Source organism: Stutzerimonas sp. C6.4V (assembly GCF_058536345.1).
This window is the reverse complement of record NZ_JBZUBM010000001.1, coordinates 3,144,575-3,165,029: the sequence shown is the minus strand read 5'-3', so window position 1 is coordinate 3,165,029 and position 20,455 is coordinate 3,144,575. Positions and strand designations below refer to the sequence as shown.

Sequence of the window (20,455 nt, the reverse complement as noted above, 5' to 3'; positions counted from 1 at the left end):
ATGAGAAAAATAATGAGTGCGGTAGTGGCCAGCAGCGTGTTGTTGACCGCCATGGGTGTCCAGGCACAGGACATCGACGACAAGAAATGCGCCACGGTGCGCCTGGGCGATCCGGGCTGGAGCGATATTGCCGTCACCAACGGCATCGCCAGCCTGCTGCTCAATGGGCTCGGCTACAAGCCGCAGGTCATGACCCTGGGCGTGCCGATCATCTTTGCCGGGCTGACCAAGGATCAGGTCGATGTGTTTCTTGGCAACTGGATGCCGGCGCAGCAGGACAACTACGACAAGTTCGTCGCCACTGGTGAAATCGACGAGCACAGCGTGAACCTGAAGGGCACCGAATACACCCTGGCGGTGCCGACCTCGGTATGGAATGCCGGCGTGAAACGTTTCGAGGACCTCGACGCCCATGGCGAAATGTTCGACAGGACCATCTACGGCATTGCGGCCGGTGCGCCGGCCAATCTGTCGATCCAGAAGATGATCGAGACCGACGAGTTCGGCCTGGGCGACTGGCGACTGGTGGAGTCCAGCGAGCAGGCGATGCTGGTGCAGGTGGGGCGCGCCGTGAAGCGTGACAAGGGTGTGGTCTTCCTCGGCTGGACACCGCACCCGATGAACGTGCAGCACGACATCAAGTACCTCAAGGGGGGCGAGGCCTATTTCGGCGAAAGCGGCACCGTCAACACCCTGGTGCGCAAGGGCTATGCGGCGCAGTGCCCGAATGTCGGCAAGTTGCTCTCCAACCTCGAATTCACCCAGGACATGGAAAACGCCATCATGAACGAGGTGCTGGGCAAGAACGCCAGCAACGACGCAGCGGTGAAGGCCTGGGTGAAGGCGCATCCGGAGGTGCTTGAGGGCTGGCTGAAAGGCGTCAAGACCCGAGAAGGTGAAGACGGATTGTCCGCGGTGAAAGCCTCGCTTTGAGGTGTGCTGCGTACTGGTCGGGTGCGTAAGGCGAGGAAGCGGGGCTCGGCATCCGCAGCTTCGTAGGGTGGATCCCGCTTCACCGATCCACCGGGCGGTGGCAAAGGTGGATGAAAAGAGCGTCATCCACCCTACGTCATGCACGCTTGGTTAAACGTTGCATGTTTCTTGAACACGCTGGGGAGCCTGGGTGCTCTGCATCTCCCCCGTGCGCGCCCACGATCTTTTGAAACACCGCTAAGCGTTTCCATCAATACACGAGCCGCAGGCGGAGCTTCATAGGGTGGATCCCGCTTCACCGATCCACCGGGCGGTGGCAAAGGTGGATGAAAAGAGCGTCATCCACCCTACGTCATGCACGCTTGGATGAAAGTTGCATGTTTCTTGAACGCGCTGGGGAGCCTGGGTGCTCAGCATCTCCCCTGTGCGGGCCCACGATCTTTTGAAACACCGCTAAGCGTTTCCATCAATACACGAGCCGCAGGCGCAGCTTCGTAGGGTGGATCACGCTTCACCGATCCACCGGGCGGTGGCAAAGATGGATGAAAAGAGCGTCGGCCACCCTACGTCATTCTTGCCGCCCTTGGCGCGGCCGCCGGCTGTGGCTGCGGTACGTTGCGCACCGGGTCGTTTCCGGCGATGTAGTAGGGCGCGGTGCTGCGTGGTAGCGGCTGGCGACCGCGAATCCTGTCGGCCAGCTTCTCGGCGATCATGATGGTTGGTGCATTGAGATTGCCGGTGGTGATCAATGGCATGATCGAGGCATCGATCACGCGCAGCCCATCCAGGCCGTGAACCCGGCCCTGGCCATCGACCACCGCCATCTCGTCCTCACCCATCTTGCAGGAGCACGAGGGATGGAAGGCGGTTTCGGCGTGCTGGCGGACAAACTCATCCAGCTCGGCATCACTCTGGATATCTGCGCCGGGGCTCAGCTCGCGACCGCGATAAGGGTCCAGGGCCGATTGCGCCATAATCTCCCGGGTGATGCGGATGCCATCGCGGAATTCCTGCCAGTCCTGCTCGCAGGACATGTAGTTGAACAGGATGCTCGGGTGCTGGCGTGGGTCCTTCGATCGGGCATGCACACGGCCACGGCTGGGTGAACGCATGGAGCCGACATGGGCCTGGAAGCCATGCTCCTTCACCGCATTGCTGCCGTTGTAGTTAATCGCCACCGGCAGGAAGTGGTACTGGATGTTTGGCCACTCGAACTCGGCGCGTGAGCGGATGAAACCGCCTGCCTCGAACTGGTTGCTGGCGCCAATCCCGGAGCCGAGAAACAGCCACTCGGCGCCAATCATGGGCTGGTTGTGCATCTGCAGGGCCGGGTAGAGCGAGACGGGCTGCTTGCAGGCGTACTGCAGGTACATCTCCAGGTGGTCCTGCAGGTTGGCGCCGACGCCCGGGAGATCGTGGACGATCGGGATGCCGAGCTCGCGCAACAATGCACCCGGGCCGACGCCCGAGCGCTGCAGGATCTGTGGTGAGGCGATGGCGCCGCTGCACAGCAGCACCTCCCGCCGGGCATGGGCAATCACGGGCGTGTCGCTGTTGCCGTGCAGGTAGGCCACGCCGATGGCCCGCTTGCCGCTGAACAGGATGCGATCGGTCAACGCATGGGTCACGATGGTCAGGTTCGCTCGGCCGCGAGCCATATCCAGATAGCCGCGTGCGGTGCTGGCACGACGGCCTTTGGGCGTAACGGTGCGATCCATCGGGCCGAAGCCTTCCTGACGATAACCGTTGAGGTCGTCGGTTTCCGGATAGCCTGCCTGCACGCCGGCGTTGATCATGGCGCGGAACAGCGGGTTGTTGCCGGACTTGGGTGTGCTCACGCTCACCGGACCGTCGCCGCCGTGGTAGTCGTTGGGGCCGATGTCGCGGCTTTCGGCCTTGCGGAAGTAGGGCAGGCAGTCGAGGTAGGTCCAGTCTTCCAGGCCAGGCGCCTTGGCCCAGCCGTCGTAGTCCATGGCATTGCCTCGGATGTAGCACATGCCGTTGATCAGCGATGAGCCGCCCAGGCCCTTGCCGCGACCACATTCCATGCGGCGGTTGTTCATGTGCGGTTCGGGGTCGGTCTCGTAGGCCCAGTTGTAGCGCCGGCCCTGTAGCGGATAGGCGAGGGCGGCGGGCATCTGGGTCCGGAAGTCCATCCGGTAGTCCGGCCCTCCGGCTTCGAGCAGCAGCACTCTGACTTCGGCGTCTTCGGTCAGGCGTGTCGCCAGCACGTTACCGGCCGATCCGGCGCCAATGATGATGTAGTCGTATTCCTTCAAAGCAGCATCCTCCCGAATGGAGACCGCCAACTTCGGCCATCGGTAGGCACGACAGCGCGGCCGGTGCTTGCGTCGCCCGTCAGAACGCCGAGGCGAATTCACCCAATTCGACCTGGATCGACTTGGTGCGGGTGTAGTGCGCCAGGGTCACGAGGCCGTTCTCGCGCCCTACGCCGGATTGCTTGTAGCCACCGACCGGCATTTCGGCAGGCGATTCGCCCCAGGTATTGATCCAGCAGATACCCGCTTCGAGCTGATGAATGACGCGATGCGCGCGGGCCAGATCCTGGGTGACGATGCCTGCAGCGAGGCCGTAGTCGGTGTCATTGGCACGCCGGATCACTTCGGCTTCGTCGTCGAAGATCAGGATGCTCATCACCGGACCAAAGATTTCCTCGCGCACGATGCGCATGTCATCGCGACAATCGGTGAACACCGTCGGCGCGACATAGGCGCCCTTGGCGTATTCGCCCTCGGTCACCCGCGTTCCGCCACACAGCAGGCGCGCCCCTTCGGCCCGGCCCGACTCGATGTAGCCCAGCACCCGCTCCATGTGGGCGTAACCCACCAGCGGCCCGAAGTTGGTCTGCGCGTTCATCGGGTCGCCCAGGCGGATGCGCTTGACGCGGTCCAGCACCTTGGCTTCGAAGCGCGCCTGCAGCGAACGCGGGATGAATACGCGGGTGCCGTTGGTGCATACCTGGCCGGAGCTGAAAAAGTTGGCCATGACCGCGATGTCGGCAGCGCGATTGAGGTTGGCGTCTTCGAAAATGATCAGCGGCGACTTGCCGCCCAGCTCCATGGTCACGTCCTTGAGTGACGAGCTGGAGGCGCTGGCCATGACCTTCTTGCCGGTGCTGGTGCCGCCAGTGAATGAGATCTTGGCGATACCCGGGTGTTCGGTAAGCCAGGAGCCGACTTCCTGCCCACCGCCGGTGAGCACGTTGAATACGCCAGCCGGCAGGCCTGCCTCGGTATAGATCTCGGCCAGTTTCAGGGTGCTCAGGGACGTCATTTCGCTGGGCTTGAAGATCATCGCGTTGCCGGCGGCCAGGGCCGGCGCGGACTTCCACAGGGCAATCTGGATCGGGTAGTTCCAGGCACCGATACCGGCGACCACGCCAAGCGGCTCGCGACGGGTATAGACGAAGCTGGTCTCGCGCAACGGTATCTGCTCGCCTTCGATGGCAGGAATAAGCCCGGCGTAGTACTCGAGCACATCGGCGCCGGTGACGATGTCCACGGCGCGGGTTTCGGTCAGCGGCTTGCCCGTTTCGAGGGTTTCCAGTTCGGCCAGTTCGTCGTTGCGTTCGCGCAGGATGTCCACGGCGCGGCGCAGGATGCGTGAGCGCTGCATGGCGGTCATGGCGGCCCAGACCTTTTGTCCGGCAGCAGCGCTGGCAACAGCCCGGTCTACGTCGGCCTTGGAGGCTCGCTGCAGTTCAGCGAGCACTTCGCCGGTGGCGGGGTTGACGGTTTCGAAGGTGCCGCCACTGGTGGCGTCGACATAACGGCCGTCGATGTAGAGTTTCTGCTGCTCGAAACGGGGCATGGCGATCCTCGCTTGGTGTCTCGGAAGATGGTCAGCGCGCCTGTTTGGCCAGCTGCTGATCCAGGTAGTCGTAGGCCAGTTGCAGTGCCTGGTCGATATCGAAGTCGTCACCGATCAGCGCGCCCCGCAACCACAGGCCGTCTATCAGCGCCGCCATTCCGCGCGCCGCCGAACGCGCCTGCTCCTTTGGCAGCACACGGCGAAACTCGCAGCAGAGGTTCGAATACAGGCGATGGTCGTTGATCCGCTGCAACCGGTGCAGGGAAGGCTGGTGCATGCTGAACGCCCAGAACGCCAGCCAGGTTTTCATGGCGGGTCCGTTCACCTGGCTGTCGTCGAAGTTGCCGTCGATGATGGCTTTCAGATGGGCACGCGGGCTGTCGTCGGCAAGCAGGTCCCGGCGTTCGCGAACGGCCTGGTTGAGTGCCTTCATCAGGTGCCGCATGGTCGCTTCCAGCAGGCCGTTCTTGTCCTGGAAATAGTGGGCAATGATGCCGTTCGAGACGCCCGCCAGCCGGGCGATCATGGAAATGCTGGCATCGCTCATGCCGACCTGGTCCACCGCCTCGAGGGTTGCGTGTATCAACTGCCTGCGCCTTATCGGCTGCATACCAAGCTTGGGCATCTGGGACAATCCGGTCAGGTTTAGACTAGGGTCCAGGCTAGAGTCTTTTTATTGAACGATCAATCAATAATAAAGTGGTTGTCGATATCGGGTAATTTCCTGTCGCGCATTGAGTGCGGTGAACCGTCCTGCGGCTGCTTTCATCCGCAAACCGGCGTAGCGCTCATGGAAAGCGAGCGTGTTGAGATCGCCGTGTGCGTGCCTGCACGCAGGTCCTTGGGGTCGATCGACGCCCACGAGGGGCGCCGCTCGGGAGGGACAAAGAAGGGGGCGATTATTCGAGCCAATCGGCAACGCGGTCTGGATGCTTTTCCACCCATTGGCGGGCGGCGGCTTCCGGCTTGGCGCCGTCGCGGATCGCGAGCATGACTTCGCCCACTTCCTCGGCGCCCCAGCTGAACTTCTTCAGGAACGCCGCGGCTTCGGGCGCCTTGCTGGCGAGCCCTGGATGGGCGACCGTATCGACGTGCTCGTCATCACCGAACACCTTCTTCGGGTCTTCCAGGAAACGCAACTTCCACTTGGCGAACATCCAGTGCGGGATCCAGCCGGTGACGACGATGGGTTCCTTGGCTTTTTCCGCACGGGTCAGCGCGGTGGTCATCGCCGGGTCGGAACTCGGCATCAGGCGCAGGTCCAGGTCGTATTGCTTGATCGCGTCCTCGGTCCGCCGCATGACACCGGCCCCGGCGTCGATTCCGGTGATCTTGCCGTCGAAGGCCTCGCTGTGTTGGTTGAGATCTTCGATGCTTTTCGCTTCCACGTAGTCCGGCACGATCAGACCGATCTTGGCGCCTGCGTAGTTGGTGCCCAGCACTTCGACCTTGCTCTTCAGTTTCTCGAAGTATTCGCCGTGAGTGGCCGGGAGCCAGGCGGATAGGGTGGCGTCGAGGTCACCGCGCGCCACGCCTTGCCACATGATGGCCGGTTCGACCGGTTGCAGCTTGACGGTATAGCCCAGCTTGCTCTGCAGAATTTCGCCCGCCACGTGGGTGGCGGCGACACTGTCGTCCCAACCGTTGACGTAGCCAATTTTCAGCTCGGGCTTATCCGCCGCCAAGCTGGCCGCCATACCGAACGCCATGCTGGCGGCGCCGAGACCGCAAAGGAGATGCTTGATCAGACTCATGCGTGTTAGCTCCATGTCAGGAAAAGTGGCAGTGATGCCGACCGGGGCCCATACCAGGGCTCAAGGTTGTTGCCGGGGCCTCACGTGTTAAGTGGGGCCCCACGCGCGGTTCCGATGCGCAGCCTGCGCACCGATAAAATGAGATAGGAGTGGTTGTCTCTAGCCCGGGCAGGGGCCTGCGTATTCGCCAAGAGCGCCTGTCCGGCTGCGTTTTCGTCAGAGTCCGACGAACTTCCTCACGGCAGCAACACCGTCCTGCCCATCCCGGGTGGTCACGCCGGCCAGCCATTGGTCGAGGGCGCCCGGATTGGCTTTGATCCATTGCTTCGCGACGCTCTGTGGATCGTCTCCCTCGAGCGCCATTTCCATCAGCTCGCTTTCCATCGGCACGCTGAACTGCAGGTTCTGCAGCAGTTTTCCGACGTTCGAGCAGCGCTCCAGGTAATCCTGCGGCACCACCGTGAACACCTTGGCCGCACCGTAGTCCGGGCCGAACACATCGTCGCCACCGGCAAGGTAGGTCAGGTCGTACTGGGCATTCATTGGATGCGGAGCCCAGCCGAGGAAGACCACGGGTTCCTTTTTCCTGATCGCGCGTTGCACCTGAACCAGCATCCCGGCCTCGCTGGACTCGACCATGCGGAAATCACCCAGGCCGAACTGGTCGCCCTTGATCATTTTCTCGATCAGCAGATTGCCATCATTGCCAGGCTCGATCGCATAGATCTTGCCGCCCAGCTGATCCTTGAACCTGGCAATGTCCTGGAAGCTCTTCAGCCCGGCTTCGGCCGTGTAGCTCGGCACCGCCAGGGTGTATTTGGCGCCGGTCAGGTTGGGTGATTCGAGTACCTTGACGGAGCCATCCCTGGTGAAGGGTTCGATCACCGCGTCCATGGACGGCGACCAGTAGCCGAGGAAGGCATCGATCTGCTTGTTTTTCACTCCGGTGAAGGCAATCGGCACCGACGCCATTACCTTGCTCGGGTCATAGCCCAGGCCTTCGGTCAGCACCATCGCCACGCCGGTAGTAGCAGCGATATCGGCCCAGCCGATTTCGGCAAAGCGCACCTTCTCGCAACTGGCCGGCTCCTGTGCCCAGGCACTCTGCAACAGGGTGCAGCAGAGCAGGCCGGTTCCCGTAATTGTCTTGAATATGTTCATCCTGAATTCCTTTCTGCGGTTCGTTGCGGCTACTGGCGCTGCGGCCGGAGTTTGGTGCTCACCCAGGTGTACCAGGCGGCTTTCTGCGTGGCCCGCTTGGCAGTGCCGAAGCTTTCGGTGATGCGGTCGAGGATGATCGCCAGCAACACCACGGCCATGCCGCTTTCGAACCCGAGGCCGATGTCCAGCCGCTGGATACTGGCCAATACGTCGTTGCCCAGGCCACCGGCACCCACCATCGAGGCGATGATCACCATGGACAGCGCCATCATGATGGTCTGGTTCACCCCGGCCATGATCGACGGCATGGCATTGGGCAGCTGCACCTTGAACAACAGCTGCCTGCCGTTGCAGCCAAACGATTGGCCGGCTTCGACGATTTCCTTGTTGACCTGTCGGATCCCCAGGTTGGTCAGGCGCACCGCTGGCGGCATGGCGAAGATCACCGTGGCGATGATGCCGGGCACACGGCCGAGACCGAACAGCATGGCCGCAGGGATCAGGTAGACGAACGCCGGCATGGTCTGCATGAAGTCGAGCATCGGCCGGGTAATCATCGCCACGCGTTCGCTGCGTGCTGACCAGATGCCCAACGGAATGCCCAGCAGCAGGCTGATCAGCGTGGCGGAGAAGGTCAGGCCGAGGGTTACCACGGTCTGCTCCCAGAAGCCGGTCAGCACGATCAGCACGAAGGCCACGGCGGTAAAGGCGGCGAACCGGGCACCGATACGCCACAGGCCGAGGCCGACGAAAATGGCGATCAGCAGCCAGGCCGGAGGCAGCATCAGCAGTGCCTCGATGCCCTCGGAAAACCCGCTGACCACGCCGCCCAGGCTATCGAAGGCGCCGCTGTAGTTTTCCAACAGGTGCTGGACGACTGTATCCACCCAGCTACCCAGATCCAGTTCCTTATCCATGGGCAGTCTCCTGCAGGCGAGTCAGAAGGCGACCTTTGCTGATGGCGCCCGCATAGAAGCCTTGGCTGTCTACCACCGGCATTGGCCCTTCGTTATCCACCAGTCGCTCGATTACCTGTTCGAGTGGCTGGTCTTCGGTCAGCGGGTCGATCTGTTTCAGCACCTCGGCGGTGAGGCTGCAGGTCTGGCCGTTCTCGACCAGCAGGGCGATCCGTTCAAGGCTGATGGAGCCCCTAAACTTGTTTTCCTCATCGACGACGAAGGCGTAGTGCTTGTCCATAGCCTGCAGTTCCTGGCAGACCTGCAGGGCGTCTGGGGCCTTGCCGTTGTGCACGTAGAGCGGAACGCTGTCGGCCTTGAGCTGGCCAGCGGTGAGGTAACGGGTGGTGTTGACGGTGTCGAAGAAGTTGCGCACGTAGCTGTTGGCGGGGTTGTCGATCAGCTCCTGCGGCGTGCCGACCTGGATCAGCCTGCCGCCTTCCATGATGCCGATGCGGTTGCCGATGCGCATGGCTTCCTCGATGTCATGGGAAACGAAGATGATGGTGCGCCGATGCGTCTTCTGCAGTTCCAGCAGCACGTCCTGCATTTCGCGGCGCTTGAGCGGGTCGAGGGCGGAAAAGGCTTCGTCCATGATGATCATCGAAGGGTTTACTGCCAGCGCCCGGGCCAGGCCGACCCGCTGCTGCATGCCGCCGGACAGCTCGTGCGGGTACTTCTGCGCAAAGGTATCCAGGCCGACCTGTGCGAGCACTGCCATGGCGCGCTCTTCACGCTCCCTGCGCCCGACACCGGCAACCTCAAGGCCGAAGGCGGCGTTGTCCAGAACCGAGCGCGAAGGCATCAAGGCAAAGGACTGGAAGACCATGCTCATGTCGCGGCGGCGCAGGTCGATGAGCTGGGCGTGGGGCAGCTTTGCCACATTCTGTCCGTCGATGAAGACATCACCGGCGCTGGGCTCGATCAGGCGATTTATCAGGCGTATCAGCGTGGACTTGCCGGAACCTGACAGGCCCATCAGGACGAAGATCTCACCTTCCTCGACGCTGAACGAAACGTCACTCACACCAATGACGGCGCCGCGCTCGGCGAGGATCTTGTCCTTGCTCCAGCCTTGCTTGAGCAGGGTAATGGCTTCTTGTGGTTGTGGACCGAACACCTTGTAAAGATTTTCGACGACGATTTTTCCAGACCGCATGGGATTGTTCCCCTCAATAGACATCCAGACCAGCAAACGGAGGCCGCAAGCACCTGCAGCGCTTGTCAGCTGATGCAAACTGTTATGGCTATGTGTGAGCATGGTTTCGGATGGAAGCGGGTGCGGCGGACTCGACGAGCCACTGCCAGGATGCGGGATGAGTGTTCATCTCCCATCGGCTGGTCTGACGTGTTCGTCGGTAATCTCTCTACTGCTAGCCGCTTCTGTCCTGGCAGTTCTAGCGAAAATCATCGTGGCTCCTCGCTTGGGAGGCGCTGAGCCGTCATTGTTCTTGTTATGGATAGCCGTTTCTGGACGACTTTTGTTTTACTCAGCAAGGCTGCTCAGCGGTGCCGGACGTTCAGTCTGGGTGGCGCTGGTCCATTCATGCTTCAACGATATGCGCCTTTACGGCTGGCGATTGTCGGGTTGCGACCTCTGCGTACTGCATGGCGACATTCCCGCTGCCGATTGAAACGGAGACCGACCCAACAGCCCCAAGTGCAATCGAGATTGGGGCAGAAAGACCCCCTGGTCTGTTCCGCATCGAAGCAAGACCACAGCATCTGATCGCTATCAGATGCTGTGATCTTTGCACTGACGGAATTGGGTAAGCGCGCGTCGGTGCCAGACCTCTTTCGGTCAGTAAAAGGCCGATGATGATTTTTGTCTTGTAGCCTCTCGTGGAGTGTTCAGCGTGGCGATCAGCGTATTCGACCTTTTCAAAATCGGCATCGGGCCCTCTAGCTCTCACACCGTTGGGCCTATGGTCGCTGGCGTGCTATTTGTCGGTGCGCTGCGCGAGCGCAAGCTGCTGGAGCGCGTTTCCAGGGTCGAAATACGCCTTTACGGCTCGCTCTCCGCGACGGGAATCGGTCATGGCACCGATAACGCCGTAATCATGGGGCTTATGGGGGAGCGACCCGACGTAATCGATCCGCAACAGATCGCGCCTCGTATCGCGGCGCTTCGATCCACCGGGCAGCTGCGGCTCGACGACAGTTGCACGATCGCCTTCGACTGGGACAAGGATTTGCTGTTGCTCGAGGAGAGCCTTCCTTATCATCCAAACGCGGTGACCTTCGTCGCAGAGGATCAATCGGGCGTGCTTCATGAGGACACCTTCTACTCGGTAGGCGGTGGTTTTGTGGTCAATGCCGAGCAGGCGGCAGCCGGGCAGTTGGATCAGGATCACACCGAGCTGCCCTATGATTTTTCCAATGCTGTCGAACTTCTGGTGCTGTGCAAGCGCCACGGCCTGCGCGTCAGTGAGCTGATGATGGCAAACGAGATGGCCTGGCGCAGCGAGGCGGAAATTCGCCAAGGTCTGTTGCGCCTGTGGGAAGCGATGAAGCAGTGTGTCGCCAATGGCTTGCGCCATGAGGGAATATTGCCCGGCGGGCTGAAGGTCCGGCGGCGTGCCGCCAGGCTGCATCAGAACCTGCTGGAGCTGGGCAAGCCAAACGTCATCGGTACCACCATGAGCGCAATGGAGTGGGTGAATCTCTTTGCCCTGGCGGTCAACGAGGAAAACGCAGCGGGCGGGCGTATGGTCACGGCCCCCACCAATGGCGCAGCGGGCATCATTCCGGCTGTACTGCACTACTACATGAAATTCCATCCGGAAGCGTCGGATAACGACGTGGTCGACTATCTGCTCGCCGCGGCGTCGATTGGCATTCTGTGCAAGAAGAATGCATCCATTTCCGGCGCTGAGGTGGGATGTCAGGGTGAGGTGGGTTCCGCTTGCGCCATGGCCGCGGCTGGCCTGGCCGAACTGCTCGGTGCGACCCCCGAGCAGTTGGAGAACGCAGCGGAAATCGGTCTTGAGCACAACCTGGGACTTACCTGTGACCCCGTCGGCGGGCTGGTTCAGGTGCCTTGTATCGAGCGCAATGCGATCGCCGCGATGAAGGCGATCAACGCGGCGCAGATGGCGATGCGTGGTGACGGCGAGCATTTCATCTCCCTCGACCGGGTCATCCGCACGATGCGTGACACGGGTGCCGACATGCATGACAAATACAAGGAAACGTCCCGTGGCGGCCTGGCGGTGAATGCCATCGAATGTTGAGCCAAATCCGCGCACCAGGAGCGGCATCCTGGTTACTTCTGGTGCGTTGGTAATACCCGCCGCGAGCAGCATTCGCAGCCGAATCTTTCGCCTGTAGCCCACCTGCAAGCGCCTCGCTGTTACCTTCCGCTGTTACCGATGGTTAGCCGCAAAGCGCAAAAGTGGTTACGAGACTGCTACCGAAGTGCTCACGGCCAGTAGCAGCAAGGCTTTCAGATGGTTCTCATCGAGGCGTATAGCTATAGTGAACCCGCTGCGTCGCGGTTTTGACCGACGCCGGTGCTTTTATTGAACGCATGTTCAAAGTAGGCACGCGGTTTGCGTCGGTATACGCAGGAGACGACGCCATCAGGCGCCGGAACATAACAATAGAGCCTTGTCGAAGGCTCACGTAAACGCCTAGTGTGAGGGTTCGCCAGTGTCACAGATCAATCCAGGGTCACAGTCCCCGAATCGGCTGCCGCAGACCATCGGCTTCCTGCTGTTGGACAATTTCACCCTGATTTCCCTTGCTTCGGCCGTGGAGCCGCTGCGGATGGCGAACCAGCTATCCGGCAAGGAGCTCTATCGCTGGTTCACCCTGACCCACAGTGGTCAGCCGGTGATGGCCAGCGATGGGCTGCAGATCACGCCCGATGCCAGCTTCGATACAGCTCCTGCCCTGGACTCCGTGGTCGTGTGCGGCGGCGTAGATATCTTGCATAGTGTCACCCGCGAACATATTCACTGGTTGCAGATGTAGGCCCGCCTTGGCCGTCAGATGGGTGCGGTGTGCACGGGAAGCTGGGCACTGGCCAAGGCCGGATTGCTCGATGGCTACGATTGTAGTGTGCATTGGGAGTGTCTGGCCGCAATGCAGGAAGCCTTCCCTCGCGCGACGGTCACGCCCCGGCTGTTTTCAATAGACCGCAACCGTTTCACGGCCTCCGGCGGCACTGCGCCGATGGATATGGCATTGCATCTGATTGGCGCGCAGCACGGCCGTGAACTGGCCGCAGCGATTTCCGACATGTTTATGTGTGAACGCATTCGCAACGAACAGGACCATCAGCGGGTGCCGCTCAAGCACATGCTGGGCACCAATCAGCCGAAGTTGCTTGAAATCGTGGCGCTGATGGAAGCCAACCTGGAAGAGTTGATCGATCTCGACGAACTGGCCACCTACGTGAACGTATCGCGACGCCAGCTCGAGCGGCTGTTCCAGAAATACCTGCACTGCTCGCCGTCGCGTTATTACCTCAAGCTTCGGCTGATCCGAGCCCGCCAGCTACTCAAGCAGACGCCCATGTCGATCATCGAGGTAGCCTCGGTTTGTGGCTTTGTTTCAACGCCGCACTTTTCCAAGTGCTACCGCGAGTATTTCGGCATTCCGCCGCGTGATGAGCGCTCAGGGCAACATCCTGCTCAGGTAGTGGCAATGATTCCGCTTCCTTTGGAAGGGAGCAAAAATCCAGCCGTGCTGGCGGCACTGCAGCGTGCCAAGGGCGAGTCGACCTATGCCAGTGTGCGCATCTGAGCGAATGTAGCGCAGTTGAATGAGGGCCTGGGCGGGGTCAGTTCGCCCAGGCGTTACGCAAGGAGGGTGGACTCATTGATCCGCCTTTTTGCGTTGCTGCGTTACCACGATCCCAAGGGCTGGCCGATGCCAAAGCCGTTGCAGCCCGATCGGGGCGGACGGCTAAAACCGAGGGCAGTGCAGTGCGTTCAGTGCCGGTAAGTAGTGGCATCTGGCGTCGCTCAGCCGCTTGAGCTCCTGTCTGGTTATCAGGGTTTGGTATCAGCTGACGCCAGGTGGATGCTGCCGGCGTTGCGCTAGGGACGCACCAATGCCGGCAGCAATTTTTTGCAGATCGCTTCACGTACCGAGGGCAGCAGAGTAGCGGAGCCGCCGAGGAGGTCTTCAACCATCCTACGCAGTGCCTGCGCACGCTCTTGTGACAAGCCGCTGACGGCCCGTTCGCAGGCCTGCTCAGCGCTGACACCACAGGGTATTTCAAAGCCCAACGACACGAGGCGATCGCGGAAATCGTCCTGGTCGATCAGATCGGCATGCATCATCAGCTTCTGCTCCTTTGGTTTCGATACTCAGGGTGATGCGCTCAACGCAGCACGCCTTCCTCGCGTAATAACTTGAAGATTGCTTCGGCGCTGTCTTCCGGCGACAGGTCCCGGAGTACTTGTCCACCATCACCCGATGCCTTGGCTGTGGCGGCTTTCAGCCGATCCGCGGCGGTCTTTCCTTGGATCACCTTCAGCCGCTTGGGCCGTGGGCGGGCGGGCTGCAGCTGGGCATCGGCGAACAGCTCGTCTTCAGTAACAGGCACCGCTGCAGCATTGAGCTGGCCCCGGCGGGCGGGGCCAAAGGCGCTTTGCCGTGCCGCCGGCCCTGCGCTGTCAATACTGGCGAGAAAGGGCAGGCGTACCTTGAGCCGGCGCCGTTGGCCTCGTGGTAGCGCCTGCAGTACTAGCGCATTGCCATTCTCGACGCTTTCCACTTCGGCCAGACCCACCACCAGCGGCCAACCCAGTCGCTCGGCCAGCAGATAGGGCAGCATGCCCGACCCTTCCCCTGTTTCGGCCTGGCTGCCGGTCAGCACAATCTGGGCACCGGCCTTGGCGAGATGCTCGGCCAGCACGGGCAGCGCGTCGGCCCCGCGCGACTGTTTGAGCACGGTGAGTTCAGCCAGCCCCATGCCTAGGTAGCCGCGCAACGCCTCTTCTTCAGGATCACCCGCATGCACCAGTTGCAAGCGGTCGCCTGCCAGGCGCAAGCCCAGCTCGACGGCGCGGGCATCCTGTTCGGCGCGGCGGGTACGCCCAGAGGTCGGGTGTGCCCCGACCGAAACCAGAGCAACGATATTCAGATCAGCCATGGACATTACTCCTTGCGGGGGTTCGTGCTTCATCCGCACGCCGGTCCGCAGTCATGGTAAGCAAGAGGTGCGTAACGTCAGGCTGCATCACGTGCACCCTCGCTGCGGAACGCCGCGACCTTTTCCATCAGCGCCTTGAGGATCGCAGCGGAGTCGCCGATAACCGAAAGGTCCGCACGCTTGACCATGTCGCAGCCCGGATCCATGTTGATCGCCACCACCTTGTCGCAGGCGGCGATGCCCTGCAGATGCTGGATCGCGCCGGAAATGCCCACTGCCAGGTAGACCCGCGCGGTCACCCAGGTGCCGGTCGCGCCGACCTGGCAGTGGCGCGGCATGAAACCATCGTCGACCGCGACCCGTGACGCGCCCTTGGTGGCGCCCAGCACTTCGGCGGCGCGGTGGAACAGGTCCCAGTCTTTCACGCCGTTGCCGCCGGACAGAATGAACTCCGATTCGGCCATGGGAATCAGCGCGGGATCTACCGCCACCGGGCCGAGATTCTCCAGGCGCGGCAGGCTGCGGGCCACGGTTTGGTTCAGCGCTACCGGCAGCACTTCATGACGAGTCTCGGCAACAGGCTCGGCACACTCGGCGGCGGCCAGGACCAGCCTAGGCAGAGGCCGCTGCAGATCCTCGCGCCCGGCACCGGCGCGTCCGGTGCAACGGGATTCGTCTACTTGCCAGACGCGCGTCGCCGGTCGCTCACCAAGCTTGGCAGCCAGGCGCCGTCCAATCTCGCCACCGCCGCCTCGGCTGTCGGGCAGTAACCAATGACGCGGCGCGAACTGATGCTCAATGGCGACCAGTGCGTGCAACCGCTGCTCCGGCGCATAACCTTCATATTCGTTGCCCTCCAGATGCAGGAGGCGATCGACGCCGGCAGTATCCAGGGTGGTCTCCTTGTGCTCGCCAAAAACCACAGCCAGTACCGCCCCGTCTTTGCCGGCGAGCTTGCGTGCCAGGCCCAGCAGGTCGCGGTCATGGCTCGAGAGACGGCCGCTAAGCATGTCCGGCACGGCAACGATATAGAAGCTTGGCTGCTCGATGCGATGCAGCGGCAGTTGGATGACTTCGCGCGCGGCAGCGCCCTTGCCGTTGCCGCCTTGCTGGGCGCCGCTGCGGTCAATGCGCTTGATCCCGTTGGGGCCGATGAATCCAACGGCGTATGGGTTCTTGCGGATCACCCCGTTGGGGCCCATCCAGCTCGTTTGGCCTTGTGTCTGCATCGCTGCGTGCAATGGATGCAGGCGGTTGCGAGCGATCCATTCAACGCGGGGATCGCGACGGATAATGGTCATGACAGAGCCTCCTGGTTCCGGGCGCTTATCGCTGGCGCAAGCACATTGGCGAATGGTTCAGCGCAGACGCTTGGACGTTTGTCGAGCACGCTCGCTGCTGCAGGTTTGTACCGCCAGATGGGGTGCGTGCTCATGGTTGCACCTCCGCCACTGTTTCATGCTTGACCGTTTTGGCTGCCTTTGCCGGGGTCGGCGCGCTTTCGAGCAGGACCTCCGCTACCAATTCGGCGATGTCCTTGATCTCGGGACGCGGCGCTACCACACCTTCGAGCATCGCTGTGCATTGCGGACATCCAACGGCCACCAGTTCGGCGCCGGTTTCCTTGATATCGGCCATGCGCATGTCGGGGATGCGCTGCTTGCCCGGGATGTCGGTGATCGGCGCGCCGCCACCGCCGCCGCAGCAGCGTGAGCGGAAGCCGGAGCGGGCCATTTCCTTCACTTCGATGCCGATGGCCTTGAGCACGGCTCGTGGCGCTTCGTATTCGCCGTTGTAGCGACCCAGGTAGCAGGGGTCGTGATAGGTCACGCTGGCACTCTGATGCTTGCCGAGATCCAGGCGGTCGCGGGCAATCAGTGTGGCGATGTAGGTGCTGTGGTGCAGCACCTCGTAGCGCCCACCCAGTTCGCCGTATTCGTTTTTCAGGACATGAAAGCTATGCGGGTCGCAGGTAACGATGGTCTGAAAACGGTACCGAGACAGGGTCTCGATATTGCGCTTGGCCAGCTGCTGGAAGGTCGCTTCGTCACCCAGTCGGCGCGCCACGTCACCGCTGTCGCGCTCTTCCAGGCCGAGCACGGCGAAGTCGACATCGGCGGCTTTCAGGACCTTGACGAAGGCGCGCAGGGTGCGCTGGTTGCGCATGTCGAAGGCGCCGTCGCCGACCCAGAACAGCACGTCGGCTTCTTTCTTTTCGCTCATTAGCGGCAGGTTCAGATCAGCCGCCCAGTTCAGGCGACCACCAGGGGCAAAACCGCCGGGGTTGTCGGTGGCGATCAGGTTGTCCAGCACCTCGGCGCCTTTGTTCGGGGTCGAGCCCTTTTCCAGGGTGAGGTGACGGCGCATGTCGACGATGGCATCGACGTGCTCGATCATCATCGGGCATTCCTCGACGCAGGCGCGGCAGGTAGTGCAGGACCACAGCGTCTCCGCCTCGACCAGGCCCTTGCCCTCGGCAAAGACGATGGGCTGGTGCGGATTGCCGCCATGTTCGCCCACCGGAATACCCGGGTAGGGGCTGCCGAAATAGCCCTTGTCAGTGCCGCCGGCTAACCCGACGACCATATCCTGAATCAGCTTTTTCGGGTTCAGCGGCTGGCCGGCAGCAAAGGCCGGACAGGCCGCCTCGCAGCGTCCGCACTGTACGCAGGCATCGAAGCCGAGCAGCTGGTTCCAGGTGAAGTCCTCTGGTTTCTCCACGCCCAACGGTGCGTTTGGATCTGCCAGGTCGAGCGCTTTCAAACCGCTGGAACGGGCCGCGCTGGCATTGTGCGGGCTACGGAACCGCTCCGGACGGCGGTGCCAGGCCAGGTGCAGCGCGCCGGCGAAGGCATGCTTCATCGGCCCGCCCCAGGTCATGCCGAAGAACATCTCGGACACGCCCCAGGCCACGCCCACAGCGAGGACGGCGGCAAGTATCCAGCCGCCGAAGTCCTGCGGCAGGATGCCGGCCACCGGCAGGGTGACGATGAAGAAGCTGAACGAGAACATCAGCAGGCTTTTCGGCAGGCGCATCCAGGGGCCTTTCGACAGCCGCGCCGGCGGGTTGCGGCGGCGTTTGGCGACGAACAGCGCACCGGTGAACATCAGCACACAGGCGGCCAGCAGGGCGAAACCGAGAATGCGGTTGTGCAGGCCGAAACCATGCACGACGATCGCCAGCAGCGCGGCCAGTACGAAGCCGCCGGCCGTGGCGACGTGGGTCTTGGACATGTACTTGTCGCGCTCGACCACGTGGTGCAGATCGACCAGGTAGCGTCGCGGCATCTTCAGCAGACCGCCGAGCCAGTCGACCTTCGAGGGGCGACCGCGACGCCACATGGCGAAGCGCTTGCCTGCGCCGAGCACGGCGAGCCCGAGGGCGGCGAATAGCAGGATGGGAAGTATTGTATTCAGCATTGCAGCGCACCCGTTGGAGAGCTGGAAGCCGGAAGCAGGAAGCAGGAAGCAACAGCGAAATGCAGTGCATCCGTGATTCCGCTCCGAGCGGCCGTTTGCTCTTGATCGTCTCGGCGGAAGCTCAGCCTGAAGCAGGGGACCGGGATTGCACCGACCATTTCCAGCTTCAGGCTTCAGGCTTCCAGCTTCTTAAAAATCCTTGCACAGCCGGAGCGCGTCGTAGATCGCCGCATGGGTATTGCGCTGGGCCACGCAATCGCCGATGCGGAACAGCAGATAGCCATCGCCGCTCTGGGAGAGGCAGGGCTGCGGCTGGATGGCAAACAGTGCCTCGACGTCGATCTGGCCCTTGTTGCGCGAGCCTTCCTTGAGTGCGTAGTAGAGCGTTTCGTCCGGTCGTACACCGTTCTCCACCACCACCTGGTCGACCACACGCTCTTCCTTGGCGCCGGTGTATTCGTTCTCCAGCACCGCTACCAGCTTGTCGCCTTCGCGGTAGACCTTCTCCAGCATCAGGTCCCCGGTCATGATGACTTCCTTGGGGTAGAGGCTGCGGTAGTAGGTGGGGAAGCTGGTGCCGCCGATCGCCACGCCAGGCTTGATGTCGTCGGTGACAATCTCGACCTTTGCGCCTTTCTCTGCGATGAAGTCGGCCACCGACATGCCGGTGAACTCGCAAATGGTGTCGTACACCAGCACGTTGTTGCCGGGCGCTACCTTGCCGTCGAGCACATCCCAGCTGCTCACCACTAGGCCCTCTTCGGCACCCCAGTGTTCGTTCTGCTCGATGAAGGGATGCCCGCCGTTGGCCAGTACCACGATGTCCGGACGCAGGTCGAGGATGGTCTCGACATCGGCGCCGGTCCCCAGGCGCAGATCGACACCGAGGCGGGCGATTTCCAGCTGGAACCAGCGGGTGATGCCGGCCATCTGGTCGCGTTGTGGTGCCTTGGCAGCGATGCTGATCTGCCCGCCGAGGCTGTCCTTCTTCTCGAACAGGGTGACGTCGTGGCCGCGTTCGGCAGCAACGCGTGCCGCCTCCATGCCCGCTGGGCCGCCCCCGACGATCACCACCTTGCGCTTCGGTCCGGTGCTTTTCTCGATGATGTGCGGAAGACCCATGTATTCGCGGCTAGTCGCGGCGTTCTGGATGCACAGCACATCCAGGCCCTGATACTGGCGGTCGATGCAGTAGTTGGCTCCGACGCACTGCTTGATCTGGTCCACCTGGCCCATTTTGATCTTGGCGATCAGATGCGGGTCGGCGATGTGCGCACGGGTCATACCGACCATGTCCACGTATCCACCTTCGAGGATGCGCTGGGCCTGGTTCGGGTCCTTGATGTTCTGCGCATGCAGTACCGGCACCTTGACCACTTCCTTGATCCCGGCAGCCAGGTGCAGGAAGGGCTCCGGCGGGTAGCTCATGTTGGGGATCACGTTGGCCAGGGTGTTGTGGGTGTCGCAACCCGAGCCGACCACGCCGATGAAGTCGATCATGCCGGTGGCGTCGTAGTACTTGGCGATCTCCTTCATGTCCTCATGGGTAAGCCCGTCCGGGTGGAACTCGTCGCCAGTGATGCGCATGCCGACGCAGAAGTCCGGGCCGACCTCGGCGCGCACGGCCTTGAGTACTTCAAGGCCGAATTTCATGCGGCCCTCAAAGCTGCCGCCCCATTCGTCGGTACGCTTGTTCACGCGCGGCGACCAGAACTGGTCGATCATGTGCTGGTGCACGGCTGACAGTTCAACGCCGTCCAAACCACCTTCTTTTGCACGGCGTGCAGCCTGGGCATAGTTGCCGATCACCCGCCAGATCTCCTCCGGCTCGATGGTCTTACAGGTGGCACGGTGCACCGGTTCACGGATGCCGGACGGCGACATCAGGGTCGGCCAGTTGAAGCCGTCCCAGCGCGAGCGGCGGCCCATGTGGGTAATCTGGATCATGATCTTGGCGCCATGCTTGTGCATGGCATCAGCCAGATTCTGGAAATGCGGAATGATCCGGTCGGTCGACAGGTTCACCGAAGACCACCATTCCTGCGGGCTGTCGATTGCGACGACTGACGAGCCGCCACAGATCGCCAGGCCGATGCCGCCCTTGGCCTTTTCTTCGTAGTACTTCACGTAGCGCTCTGTGGTCATGCCGCCATCGGTCGCATAGACCTCGGCATGGGCGGTGCTGATCACGCGGTTACGGATGGTCAGCTTGCCGATCTGGATCGGCTGGAACATTGCTTCAAAAGCCATTGCGGCATCCTCACGGAAAAGCGGCCTAGCGTTTTCTCTGCGGC

General features: G+C 62.0%; 14 protein-coding genes and 1 pseudogene. 3 read left to right on the top strand and 12 right to left on the bottom strand.

The features are described 5' to 3' along the window. Nucleotides 1-933: a choline ABC transporter substrate-binding protein gene (gene choX, locus AC4LFW_RS14885; protein WP_491819883.1), complete on the top strand. Its 933-nt coding sequence runs from the start codon at nt 1-3 to the stop codon at nt 931-933. A gap of 563 nt (nt 934-1,496) precedes the next feature. Here the strand turns inward: choX and betA are convergent. The 7 genes from betA to AC4LFW_RS14850 all read right to left on the bottom strand — a co-directional run bounded on the left by betA (nt 1,497) and on the right by AC4LFW_RS14850 (nt 9,794). Continuing rightward, the gene (gene betA, locus AC4LFW_RS14880; RefSeq protein WP_491819882.1) at nt 1,497-3,212 is read right to left on the bottom strand and encodes a choline dehydrogenase; all 1,716 of its coding nucleotides are present in this window, start codon (nt 3,210-3,212) and stop codon (nt 1,497-1,499) included. A gap of 79 nt (nt 3,213-3,291) precedes the next feature. Beyond that, nucleotides 3,292-4,764 (bottom strand): betaine-aldehyde dehydrogenase, encoded by a 1,473-nt coding sequence (gene betB / locus AC4LFW_RS14875; protein ID WP_491819881.1) that lies wholly within the window; start codon nt 4,762-4,764, stop codon nt 3,292-3,294. A 31-nt stretch (nt 4,765-4,795) separates the two neighbouring features. After that, on the bottom strand, nt 4,796-5,389 hold the full coding sequence (betI, locus tag AC4LFW_RS14870) for a transcriptional regulator BetI (protein ID WP_491819880.1): 594 nt from the start codon (nt 5,387-5,389) through the stop codon (nt 4,796-4,798). Nucleotides 5,390-5,663: 274 nt separating this feature from the next. Then, nucleotides 5,664-6,518: a glycine betaine ABC transporter substrate-binding protein gene (locus AC4LFW_RS14865; protein ID WP_491819879.1), complete on the bottom strand. Its 855-nt coding sequence runs from the start codon at nt 6,516-6,518 to the stop codon at nt 5,664-5,666. A gap of 216 nt (nt 6,519-6,734) precedes the next feature. Continuing rightward, nucleotides 6,735-7,679, bottom strand: a complete 945-nt coding sequence (locus AC4LFW_RS14860; protein WP_491819878.1) for a choline ABC transporter substrate-binding protein — start codon at nt 7,677-7,679, stop codon at nt 6,735-6,737. A 29-nt stretch (nt 7,680-7,708) separates the two neighbouring features. Next, the gene (locus AC4LFW_RS14855) at nt 7,709-8,596 is read right to left on the bottom strand and encodes an ABC transporter permease (RefSeq protein WP_491819877.1); all 888 of its coding nucleotides are present in this window, start codon (nt 8,594-8,596) and stop codon (nt 7,709-7,711) included. Further along, nucleotides 8,589-9,794: a quaternary amine ABC transporter ATP-binding protein gene (locus AC4LFW_RS14850; protein ID WP_491819875.1), complete on the bottom strand. Its 1,206-nt coding sequence runs from the start codon at nt 9,792-9,794 to the stop codon at nt 8,589-8,591. The genes AC4LFW_RS14855 and AC4LFW_RS14850 overlap by 8 nt, the downstream gene beginning before the upstream one ends. 697 nt (nt 9,795-10,491) lie before the next feature. Here AC4LFW_RS14850 and AC4LFW_RS14845 point away from each other — a divergent pair. Then, nucleotides 10,492-11,868 carry an L-serine ammonia-lyase gene (locus AC4LFW_RS14845; protein ID WP_491819874.1) on the top strand — a complete coding sequence of 459 codons (1,377 nt, stop codon included), beginning with the start codon at nt 10,492-10,494 and terminating at the stop codon, nt 11,866-11,868. 418 nt (nt 11,869-12,286) lie between these two features. Next, nucleotides 12,287-13,384 (top strand): annotated as a pseudogene (gene gbdR / locus AC4LFW_RS14840) (choline metabolism transcriptional regulator GbdR). A gap of 296 nt (nt 13,385-13,680) precedes the next feature. On the opposite strand, the gene AC4LFW_RS14835 reads toward gbdR, so the two are convergent. From AC4LFW_RS14835 to dgcA, 5 genes are all read right to left on the bottom strand, one after another. Beyond that, a complete protein-coding gene (locus AC4LFW_RS14835; protein ID WP_491819873.1) occupies nt 13,681-13,926 on the bottom strand; it encodes a hypothetical protein in 246 nt (81 codons plus the stop codon). Between the two features lie 41 nt (nt 13,927-13,967). Then, a complete protein-coding gene (gene etfB, locus AC4LFW_RS14830; RefSeq protein ID WP_491819872.1) occupies nt 13,968-14,741 on the bottom strand; it encodes an electron transfer flavoprotein subunit beta in 774 nt (257 codons plus the stop codon). A 77-nt stretch (nt 14,742-14,818) separates the two neighbouring features. After that, nucleotides 14,819-16,042, bottom strand: coding sequence for an electron transfer flavoprotein subunit alpha (etfA, locus tag AC4LFW_RS14825; RefSeq protein WP_491819871.1), 1,224 nt, complete (start codon nt 16,040-16,042; stop codon nt 14,819-14,821). A 130-nt stretch (nt 16,043-16,172) separates the two neighbouring features. Then, nucleotides 16,173-18,161, bottom strand: a complete 1,989-nt coding sequence (gene dgcB, locus AC4LFW_RS14820) for a dimethylglycine demethylation protein DgcB (RefSeq protein WP_491819870.1) — start codon at nt 18,159-18,161, stop codon at nt 16,173-16,175. Between the two features lie 189 nt (nt 18,162-18,350). Beyond that, entirely contained in the window at nt 18,351-20,411 is a 2,061-nt protein-coding gene (gene dgcA / locus AC4LFW_RS14815; RefSeq protein ID WP_491819868.1) for a dimethylglycine demethylation protein DgcA, read from the bottom strand. Nucleotides 20,412-20,455 lie beyond the last annotated feature (44 nt).